3 protein-coding genes are annotated in these 1,647 nt (G+C 64.9%); 2 read left to right on the top strand and 1 reads right to left on the bottom strand.

The genetic code is table 11. From position 1 onward, the window contains the following. Positions 1-10: 10 nt before the first annotated feature. Positions 11-154, bottom strand: a complete 144-nt coding sequence (locus A2J02_RS28640) for a hypothetical protein (protein ID WP_157226225.1) — start codon at positions 152-154, stop codon at positions 11-13. A gap of 21 nt (positions 155-175) precedes the next feature. On the opposite strand from A2J02_RS28640, the gene A2J02_RS09670 reads away from it, so the two are divergent. Both A2J02_RS09670 and A2J02_RS09665 read left to right on the top strand, forming a co-directional pair. After that, the gene (locus tag A2J02_RS09670; protein ID WP_051048276.1) at positions 176-1,036 is read left to right on the top strand and encodes a CHAD domain-containing protein; all 861 of its coding nucleotides are present in this window, start codon (positions 176-178) and stop codon (positions 1,034-1,036) included. Positions 1,037-1,205: 169 nt separating this feature from the next. After that, positions 1,206-1,647, top strand: a 442-nt coding sequence (locus A2J02_RS09665; RefSeq protein WP_156516163.1) for a hypothetical protein, incomplete at its 3' end; no start/stop codon positions are given.

Raw genomic sequence — 1,647 nt, 5'->3', positions numbered from 1 at the left:
CGACCACCGGTCAGAGATTCAGTGCGCGAGCGCGTCGTTGCGCGGCTCCGGCCGCCTGAGGCTCGTTCGCGAACAATATGCCGTATGTGAAGCCGTTCTCCGCGCGGGTGGGTCGGCGACTGCGTGGATCGACCGTGGTGGTTTCGATCGGCACGCATCCGGGGCATCCATAACGATGACGACATCGACGAAACCTTCGACATCGACTCGAGATGCTGGCGCAGCGCCCGTTGCCGCCTACGTGCGTGAGCAGATCAGTGCCATTCGAGGAGGAGATGCAGCGCTGCGGCGCGGTGAGGATCCGATCCATGCCACCCGCGTTGCGATCCGGCGACTCCGCAGCACCGTGCGAGTGTTCGGCGGCGCCTTCGACCCGGCCGTCGCCACCGGTCTGGACGAGGAACTGTCCTGGTACGCCGGAATCCTCGGCCACGTCCGCGACCACGAAGTACAGCGCGCCCGCTTCGCTCAAGCGGTGGCCGATCTTCCCGACGAGTGGGTGCTTGGTCCCGTGGCCGCCGATATCGAGACCACCCTCGCTGCCGAACAGCGCACCTACCGAGCCGACGTCGATACCGTCCTCGCCGGTGACCGGTATGCCACCCTGATCAAGGCCCTCGACACCCTCGACTCCTCGGTGCGGTCACTCCCACGCAGGAACGTGACGTCGCTGGCGACCAAGGCCGGCAAGAAAGCCCGCATCCGCCTGAAGACCGCAGTCTCAGGCGTGGCCGGCGATGACGAAGCTCTGCACCGAGCACGTAAGGCGTTCAAGCGTGCGCGGTACGCCGCGGAGCTGGCGACACCGCTACTCGGCACGAAGCGCTCGAAGAAAACGATCCGGCGCTACAAACACTTCCAAGAAGTACTTGGCGAACACCAGGACAGCCTCGTCGCAGCAGGGTTCCTTCGTCGCCTCGGAGCCGCGGCGGGAACCCGACCCGCAGAGAACGGTTTCACCTACGGACTGCTGTTCGCCCACGAGCAGCATGCGGCAGCAGCCGCAACGCGGCGAGTTCGCACACTGAAGCTGTGAGGTATTCGCCGATGGCCGAAGATCGTGGTTTGGTTCTACGGTGCGCTGGTGGATCTTGGTCTCGACGGTCGCGGGCTTGTCTCTGACTCGACGCCGGTCGTGACTGCTGCCCTCGATGGTCATAGCGAAACGCCCTGCACCACAAGGGCTCGCACCGAGGAGAGCTGACGTGACCCGACGGAGATGGTTGATCGTGCTGCCTGTGGTGGCAGTTCTGGTTGCGGGTTTGTCTGTCTACTTCTGGCCTGAGCCCTCCCCGAGGACGGCGATTGCGACGGTGCCGTCGTGTGTCGCCGATCGCGAAGTGTCGAGCGGTGTGCTGTCGGGGGCAACACTGAGCATTCCGCACAGTCCCGAATTCGGTTCCCGACCCGCCGATTTCACGGTCGCGTCGGTGATGGTGTGTGGGAGCCCGGACCAGCAGTTGGTGGAGGTTCCGTTCTACGCGGTGCGGCAACTGACCTACTCCGGCGACGGCGTCGATGAAGTCGCGGCAGCATTCGAGGCCACGTCTTACCGGTTTCGGGTGTCGATCCTCTACTCGTGCTCGGGTGACTATCTCAACCCTCCGGCGGTGTGGCTCGTCGATGCGTCCGGAGCCGGGTACCGGC

Source organism: Rhodococcus sp. EPR-147 (assembly GCF_001647185.1).
Classification (GTDB): domain Bacteria; phylum Actinomycetota; class Actinomycetes; order Mycobacteriales; family Mycobacteriaceae; genus Rhodococcoides.
The sequence above is the reverse complement of the archived record's forward strand: the minus strand, read 5'-3'. Positions and strand labels throughout refer to the sequence as shown.